Origin of the sequence: Pseudoalteromonas sp. Z1A6 (assembly GCF_011378745.1) — a bacterium.
GTDB classification, from domain to species: domain Bacteria; phylum Pseudomonadota; class Gammaproteobacteria; order Enterobacterales; family Alteromonadaceae; genus Pseudoalteromonas; species Pseudoalteromonas arctica.
On sequence record NZ_WTKW01000225.1, the window covers coordinates 1 to 7,082 of the forward strand.

Below are 7,082 nucleotides of genomic sequence, written 5' to 3' on the forward strand. Positions count from 1 at the left end.
GGTTTTTTTATGGGCTTCCCTATTTGCTTTATAAGCATTATTTAAATAATATCAGTGTATTAAAATATTTTTTAGATCAACAACCATGACCAGCAACCTTGATACCCAAAGACTAAATACCAGTGCGCTAATCAAGCAATATAAGTTACTCGCAATCTTACGCTTAAAACAACAAAGCGACGTAGCTCCATTAATTGATTGCTTAGTTAATGCAGGCATAAACGCACTCGAAATCACTTCAAACACGCCTGGCTTTGAGCAAGAAATAACAAAAGCACGCGCAGCTCATAAAAACGCACTTATTGGTGCAGGCACAATAATTAACACCACCCTTGCTCAGCAAGCAATTGATGCAGGCGCGCAGTTTATTGTAACGCCAAATACCAACAAATCGGTTGTCGAACTTGCCCACCAGCACGGGTTGCCGGTATTAATGGGCGCGCTAACACCTACCGATGTAGCAAATGCAATTGAATATAAGGCAGATATTATTAAGGTATTTCCTGCGGGCAGTATGGGCGTTGGTTACTTTAAAGCATTAACAGGTCCATTTTCAGAAGCACAATTAATACCTGTTGGTGGTGTGAATTTAGATAATTTATCACAATGGTTTGAAGCAGGTGCTTGTGGCGCGGCAGTAAGTGGCGATTTTTGTAAGGTATTAAATACCGAACAAGAGCGTAGCCACCTTACCAAGCTTGTAAAAAACTATATAAGTAAACTGCCTAAATAGGCAGTTTATTTTATTTATAAAATAGCCAAATGTGTGCTCATAAAATTTGATTGGGCGCTATACAAAATTAATTACTACTAATTAATTCAGCTTTTTCAATACGCGATCTTTTCTTGGTAGGTAATAATTATCGTAATCAAGTGACACTATAACGCGTTCTGCTTTTCCTAATAACTCGTTACGCGGAATTAAACCTATTACACGCGAGTCAGCGCTATTGTCGCGGTTATCGCCCATTGCTAAGTAATAATCATCAGGAATTGTAATTGCATCAAACCCCGATAAACGTGAAGGAATATTTGCCACTCTTATCGAATGCTCTAATCCGTTTAAATTTTCAATTTTATCAAGCGAGTCTATGTTGCTTCGCTGATCTGCATAATTAAGTTTTTTACCATTAATAATGAGCTCATTATTTTCAAGCGCAACGGTGTCTCCTGGCACACCAATTACACGTTTAATTAAACGGTTATCGGCAGCTTGTGAGTCAAAAACAATAATATCACCAGCTTGTGGATCCGCTAATTTAAGTAATTTTATGTGCGTAAATGGGACGCGAATATCGTAGGCCATTTTATCGGTAAGTATTCTGTCACCTTCTTGAATTGTCGGTTTCATTGAGCCTGTTGGCACTTCGTACCAATCGGCAACAGCGCTTCTAAATACGCTCATCAGTGCAATAAATACGATAAGAGAGCGGTTATTTTTCCAAAACTTATAAACTAATTTCATGCCTATTCCCTTCAATTGAACAAGTCTTTAATTGAGTAACTATTTATATGACTTTGCTAACTAGCTGCAGTTCAATCAATGATGTAACAAAACATGTTGACTACTAATTTTAATTGATCGATTAAATTTAGAGCGTCGTAACTTTTAACGAAACCAACGGGTATTAACTTAAAGGAAAATAAAATGTTTAAGAAAATTACTACTGCATTATTGTTTACAACTGCAAGCCTTGGATTTACTACAATGGCTTATGCTGATCATCATGGTATGAAAAAAGACGTTGTTGAAGTAGCCGTTGAAAATGGTTCGTTCACTACTCTTGTTGCTGCTGTTAAAGCCGCAGGTTTAGTTGAAACACTGCAAGGTAAAGGACCATTTACTATTTTTGCACCAACAGATGCTGCATTTTCTAAATTACCTGAAGGCACTGTTGAAATGCTACTCAAGCCTGAAAACAAAGACAAGCTAACGGCGGTATTAACTTATCACGTAGTGTCTGGAAAAGTGATGGGAGCCGATGTAATGAAGGTAGACAGTGCGAAAACACTACAAGGCCAATCAGTTATGGTTAAAGCCGACAGCATGGGCGTAATGATAAATGATGCTAAAGTTGTAAAAGCTGATGTAAAAGCAAGCAACGGCGTAATTCATGTTATCGACACCGTACTACTTCCAAAAGAGTAGTCATAAAAGAATAAGTCAAATAAAAAAGCATAAGTAAATACTTATGCTCTTTTATTTATTTTTGTTTCATCACATAAAAAATTATTGATTTAGTTTTTCTTTCGCTTCTTTTACTTTTTCAAAATCTAAACCAAGTTCGTCAGTCGCTTCTTTAATAAGGTGCGGTTGAGTCATTACGACTGCCATTAGTTGCTGTAGTTTTTCTGGCGGAATACCAAGCTCTTGAACAAGCGCCATTGCCATCATTGGGTTTTGAGTAAACGCTTCAAACAATGCTTTTACTTTTTCGTCGCTTACATTGTGCTCTTTAAGTATTGCTAGTATTGGATTCATTATTAAACCTTAAGTGTTTTTTATAGAGCTTAGTATATGGGCTAAACCCTAAAATTAAAGAGTTACTCTACAAGTAAAACAACTTTACCAGCATTTTCATTACGCTCTAAAATAGCATGAGCTTCGTTTGCGTCGCTCCAAGGCAATGTTTTATACAGGTTAAAGTCGTACTTTTTAGTGGCAATATCATTGTAAAAACGCGCTACAAAGTCGTCGCGCACCTGGCGTTTAAACTCAATACTACGATTTCTAAGCGTTGAGGCATGAAACGAAATACGTTTGCGTAAAAGCGCGGCAAAATCAACTTCTGCAAAACGTCCATCTAAAAATGCAAGCATTACAATTTGGCAATCCATCGCTGCAATAGCGGCATTTTTATTTAAGTAACTCCCCGAAACAGGATCTACAATTGCATTCGCTGTTAACTCATTTGCTTTCATGTATTCTACAAAGTCAGTGGTTTTGTAGTTAATTGCATGATCGGCACCGAGTTCCTTTGCGTGTTGGCATTTATCATCCGTACCGGCAGTAATAACAACGGTTGCACCTGCGCTTTTAGCCATTTGAATTGCTGCACCGCCCACACCACTAGCACCTGCATGAATAAGTGCTGTTTGCCCTTTTTGCAATTTACCAAGCTCAAATAAAGCGCCAAATGCTGTTAGGTACACTTCGCTTATTGCAGCCCCCTCTGCCATTGTTACATCATCGGGTAATTCCATAAGCTGCTTTGCATCAACGGCTACATATTCACTGTAAGCGCCGCCTGAGCACAAGGTAAAAACACGTTTATTAAGCCAAACTCTATCAACTTTACCGCCAATATCACTAACTACACCAGCGCATTCTAAACCTAAAATTGGACTATCTCCCGCAGGAGCCGGGTATTTTCCTTGACGCTGCATGCTATCTGCACGGTTCACACCTATAGCTTCTACTTTTACGAGTACTTCATGGCTCTTTAAAACCGGTTTTTCGGTTTTATTAAATGCAAGATTGCCATCTTCATGAGAAATATATTTCATTGTCGCTCCAAGTTTAAAAACTGTAATAACATATAGATGGGGATGAACACAGATTCAAACAACCTCAAAATCGCCAACTTTGTTTATAAGGATAAACATCGGGTAGATAGCCATTATGTATTTGTTGCTGGCAGCCTTGCCAAAATGGCGCTAAAAACAAATGACTGTGCTCGTTATTAAAATAGTTAAACGCAAGTTCGTTAGCACTAAAAAACACCTTAAATTGGCTCGGAAATATATCATTTTCGGCTATATCAAAATACGAGTGACTACTTAGCTCTTCAAGTGCATTTTGGGTTTGTGGCACCTCTCTAAAGTTGCAATCGGTCAGTGGGCAAATTTCGTCAAAGTCGTAAAATACCACTCGCCCCCATCGCGTTACGCCAAAATTTTTCATTAGCATGTCGCCCGGAAATATATTAGCGCCGGCTAACTCTTTAATTGCTTTACCGTAATCATGCATCACTCTTTCTAAGGTTTTGTTATCGCATTGGTTAATATACAAATTAAGTGGGGTCATTTTACGCTCAACGTAAACGTGCTTTAAAATAAGTGCCTTGCCCGATATAACCATACTGCTACCAATTTGGCTTTTCATCTGCTCAAGCAGCTCGTCGCTAAAACGGCTTAAATCAAACGCTAAATATCTAAATTCGTGTGTGTCTACCAAACGACCAACCCTATCGGCTTGTTTTACAAAGTTATACTTTTCTTTCACTTGTGCTTTGGTGGCTGTTTTTGGCGCACTAAATTTGTCTTTAATTACTTTATAAACGTAATCTAGCCCTTCAATAGTAAATACCAGCATTACCATACCTGGCGTCCCTGGTGCTGTAACATACTTAAAGTTGGCTGGACTATTTTTAGTCGTATCAACCTTGTGTCGATAAAACTCAGTTTTGGCGTGCTTTATAAAACCAATGGCGTTAAATAACTCAAAGCGTTGTTTATGTGGCATTAACACACTTAAGTAATCTACATAACGAGCGGGCTTATCGGTATCAACCATAAAATAGGTGCGTGCAAAACCAAATAATAAACTTAATTGATCGGCGCCCATCATTACAGCATCAAGCTTTAGTCCCTCATCGGTATTTAAAATAGCGATAGCAAAAGGCATATTGTCGCCATTTTTAGCAATGCAGCGCCCAATTAAATAACAGGCTTTGTTTCTAAAAAATAATGAGTTGGCGTATTCAATATACCAATCGTTTAAATTTATAAGTTCGTACACCTGTTTGCATTGCTGCTTAGAGCCTTGCATTAACGTACTTTGTAATGTGGCTACATCGCGTTCTAAATGACTAAACGGCACTCTAAATACTTGATTAGTGATAAGCGTTTTAACGGCGTTATTAAACCCATTATGTAGCGATACCCTGCTCACTAAGCTTTCATAAGAGCGTGGCTCACTACGATACTTTGCTTTTAATACAAACAAATGCACAGTACGAATTTTTTTATCGTCCCAAATTGCGCCAAACGTTGAGTTAAAAAAGGTATGCGCAATAGGTTTATTTTCGTGATTTTCTACCATATCGCCATAAATATTTTTAGCTAACTGCCACGTTTGCGGGCAAGTAAGTTCAGCATAAGCAATAACTCTGACGGCTTCACTCACGTTTTTAACTTCGCGCTCATACACCTGTAAACGTTCACGCATAGCACTTTGTACACTGTGATACTGTCGTTGCTCAAACCGGCTTTGTGCACCCAGTGTAATATTTAAAAATTGCGAAAACATCGCCTCAAATCCAGCAAAAACAGATCGTGCAAGCTTACTGGCTACAACGTGTTGTAGCGCATTATTAGATTGATTTGTTAGCTTATTTTGCATAAATACAGCACTTATATTGATGCCAGTTATGGCGGTTATTTTTTATTAATGGTTTACACCTTAGCAAGCAGGCTTTAATTTAGATAATTAATAAAGCATATAAATAGAATTTATTGGGCGTATTGACCTTTCGAGGTTAATTTTGCAGCCGTGTATTTGGTTTTTAAGCAAGGCAAAGTACATGTAGTGTTGTGACTCCCCATAAATGTACTTTAACGCTATATAAAGGCCAAATACACACTGCCCATAGGGTTCTTTCTAGGGACAATTAACTCTTTGTTGCCTACATGGATGTAGGTAAGGGGCGTGAGCAGGACGCGGAAGCTTTGCTCGATTTTTACTTAGCCCACTAGGTGGCAAACCTCGCGCCGCGATTAAATCGCCCCTAGATTGAACAAATTTCAACCCTGAAAGGCCAACACGCCCATATGAATATAAGAAATGTCGATCTTAACCTTCTCGTTTATTTAAATGTGTTAATAGATGAAAAAAGTGTGTCAAAAGCTGCAAATAAACTTGCTCTTACGCAACCGGCTATGAGTAATGCGCTAAAACGTTTGCGCGATTTATTTGACGACCCGCTACTTGTGCGTGCCGCAGGCTCTATGACGCCAACGGCAAAGGCACTTGCATTAAAGCCTGAAGTTGAGGCCCTATTAAAAATGGCTGAAGCTATTACGCAGCCTAGTGAGCAGTTTAACCCTACAACCGCTGAAGTTACCTTTAGAATAATGGCAAACGACTATATAGAGTCGACCTTAATAGCCCCTTTTATAACGGCGCAGCTTAGTAAAAACCCCGGTATTAATTTTGATGTATTGAGCCCAAGCGACGTAAACCTACAAGACATGGAAAAAGGCACTATAGATTTAGCTATAAACCGCTTTAACGGTCTCCCTCGCTCGTTTCATCAGGCCAGTGTTTGGCGCGATAACTACTGTTGTTTAACGCATCCTAAAAATACATTTTTACAACATTCAGGGTTAGACGACTACTTACAAAAAGAACATATTTGGGTAAACCGTGCAGGCTGGGGACCAGAGGCCGCTGTTACTAATAAATCAGGTAAGCAAAAATTAGGCTGGGTAGACGAAGCGCTTTGGCAACTAGAGCAAACCCGTAAAATACGTGTTTTTACTCGCCACTACATGGTCGCAAGCCTGCTTTGCCAATCAGAGCAACTTATTGCCACCCTACCGCGCAGGCAAGCTAAGTTATTAACTTCTCATACTGATTTAGTAATCAGCCCTGTGCCATTTCAAATAGTGCCTATTGAGGTAAAAATGATATGGAGCCCGCTACTACACCACGCGCCTGCACACCAATGGTTAAGGCGTGAATTATTAGCGTTTGCTAAAACGATTGCAGATAGGTAATTAAGAGCAAACCTTTGATTAGTACTCAAGAGCCTAATGAGAGTGCCTGTGCTATGTACTGAATCATCTTATTTTGAGCTAATAGCTTGGTTAGCATTTTAAATACATTGAGTTAAAAACTACCTAATGAAAAAGCTAGAACTCAAATACAATGTTCGCTGAAGAATTGAATCAAAATAGGTACTGCGTTATTCTTAATTAGTAATATAAAGTCAATAACTTTAGATACTCGTTATCAATAACCTAAGACATATTAAAAAATGGAATTTTATGTACCAATACCTATATTTGAAGTGTTCACTTATAATGAGCAAGGTCACCAAAATTAGCTTTCTTCCTTTCTCTAAAGTTGAAACTGATAA

7 protein-coding genes are annotated in these 7,082 nt (G+C 38.5%); 3 read left to right on the forward strand and 4 right to left on the reverse strand.

Features of this window, described 5'->3' with window-relative positions:
• Positions 1–85: 85 nt before the first annotated feature.
• Positions 86–733 (forward strand): bifunctional 4-hydroxy-2-oxoglutarate aldolase/2-dehydro-3-deoxy-phosphogluconate aldolase, encoded by a 648-nt coding sequence (locus GQR46_RS13770; protein ID WP_165727382.1) that lies wholly within the window; start codon positions 86–88, stop codon positions 731–733.
• Between the two features lie 81 nt (positions 734–814).
• On the opposite strand, the gene lepB is transcribed toward GQR46_RS13770, so the two are convergent.
• On the reverse strand, positions 815–1,465 hold the full coding sequence (gene lepB, locus GQR46_RS13775) for a signal peptidase I (protein WP_165727381.1): 651 nt from the start codon (positions 1,463–1,465) through the stop codon (positions 815–817).
• Positions 1,466–1,648: 183 nt separating this feature from the next.
• On the opposite strand from lepB, the gene GQR46_RS13780 reads away from it, so the two are divergent.
• Entirely contained in the window at positions 1,649–2,149 is a 501-nt protein-coding gene (locus GQR46_RS13780; RefSeq protein ID WP_165727380.1) for a fasciclin domain-containing protein, read from the forward strand.
• 81 nt (positions 2,150–2,230) lie between these two features.
• Here the strand turns inward: GQR46_RS13780 and GQR46_RS13785 are convergent, their stop codons facing one another.
• The 3 genes from GQR46_RS13785 to aceK all read right to left on the reverse strand — a co-directional run bounded on the left by GQR46_RS13785 (position 2,231) and on the right by aceK (position 5,344).
• Positions 2,231–2,482: a DUF2999 family protein gene (locus GQR46_RS13785; protein ID WP_007582532.1), complete on the reverse strand. Its 252-nt coding sequence runs from the start codon at positions 2,480–2,482 to the stop codon at positions 2,231–2,233.
• Between the two features lie 62 nt (positions 2,483–2,544).
• Positions 2,545–3,507 carry a zinc-binding dehydrogenase gene (locus GQR46_RS13790; protein ID WP_165741243.1) on the reverse strand — a complete coding sequence of 321 codons (963 nt, stop codon included), beginning with the start codon at positions 3,505–3,507 and terminating at the stop codon, positions 2,545–2,547.
• A 64-nt stretch (positions 3,508–3,571) separates the two neighbouring features.
• A complete protein-coding gene (gene aceK / locus GQR46_RS13795) occupies positions 3,572–5,344 on the reverse strand; it encodes a bifunctional isocitrate dehydrogenase kinase/phosphatase (protein ID WP_165741244.1) in 1,773 nt (590 codons plus the stop codon).
• A 428-nt stretch (positions 5,345–5,772) separates the two neighbouring features.
• Between aceK and GQR46_RS13800 the strand changes: the two genes are divergently transcribed.
• The gene (locus tag GQR46_RS13800) at positions 5,773–6,720 is read left to right on the forward strand and encodes a LysR family transcriptional regulator (protein ID WP_101216732.1); all 948 of its coding nucleotides are present in this window, start codon (positions 5,773–5,775) and stop codon (positions 6,718–6,720) included.
• Positions 6,721–7,082: the final 362 nt, after the last annotated feature.

What these genes read in the sequence shown, in the direction of transcription:
- GQR46_RS13785 (WP_007582532.1), bottom strand. Translation starts at nt 2,482, where the DNA reads ATGAATCCAATACTAGCAATACTTAAAGAGCACAATGTAAGCGACGAA.
- GQR46_RS13780 (WP_165727380.1), top strand. Translation starts at nt 1,649, where the DNA reads ATGTTTAAGAAAATTACTACTGCATTATTGTTTACAACTGCAAGCCTT.
- GQR46_RS13770 (WP_165727382.1), top strand. Translation starts at nt 86, where the DNA reads ATGACCAGCAACCTTGATACCCAAAGACTAAATACCAGTGCGCTAATC.
- GQR46_RS13800 (WP_101216732.1), top strand. Translation starts at nt 5,773, where the DNA reads ATGAATATAAGAAATGTCGATCTTAACCTTCTCGTTTATTTAAATGTG.
- lepB (WP_165727381.1), bottom strand. Translation starts at nt 1,465, where the DNA reads ATGAAATTAGTTTATAAGTTTTGGAAAAATAACCGCTCTCTTATCGTA.
- aceK (WP_165741244.1), bottom strand. Translation starts at nt 5,344, where the DNA reads ATGCAAAATAAGCTAACAAATCAATCTAATAATGCGCTACAACACGTT.
- GQR46_RS13790 (WP_165741243.1), bottom strand. Translation starts at nt 3,507, where the DNA reads ATGAAATATATTTCTCATGAAGATGGCAATCTTGCATTTAATAAAACC.